The organism is Vibrio sp. M260118, from assembly GCF_036533755.1.
Taxonomy (GTDB): domain Bacteria; phylum Pseudomonadota; class Gammaproteobacteria; order Enterobacterales; family Vibrionaceae; genus Vibrio.
Map to the genome: position 1 here is coordinate 1 of NZ_JATABG010000719.1, position 463 is coordinate 463.

General features: G+C 39.5%; 1 protein-coding gene. It reads left to right on the plus strand.

The annotated features are described in order from the left end of the window. A partial coding sequence (locus tag QTO00_RS20840) for a hypothetical protein (protein ID WP_331426405.1) occupies window positions 1–387 on the plus strand: 387 nt, incomplete at its 5' end. Window positions 388–463 lie beyond the last annotated feature (76 nt).

Consider the following 463-nt stretch of genomic DNA (forward strand, 5'->3'; position numbering starts at 1 on the left):
TCATTAATGTTGCTGTGTTGGCTTTATCCTTCTCATGGGGTTTATCTGGATTACCTTGATCTATTGAATCGAGCCGATACTGTGCAAGTCTCCATTATTACTTTGTGGGTTCCTGTTGGTGTTTTTGGGGCTTTAGTGTGTGTGCTTTTTATGACACCTAAAGCGTTGCTATACGGGAAAAAAATCAATGAGCTTTATTCTCAAAGAGCTATGCAGTTAGCTAACAAAATTAGTCTTTATTTTGCATTAGCAGGTGTGGCGTTTGCTGCTGGATGGACATATCACTCTATCGACTTGTTAGAAAAATATGGGTATGTGTACAGTCGGGATTTGACTAAGATAACCCCCACCGGTATTCATTTGATGTACATAAAATCGAGACATTAAACGCTGATAAAGAGCCCTAATCAAAGTTAAATTAGGGCATTGGCTGTACGAACCCTCATAACGGTTTGCCTTGTTG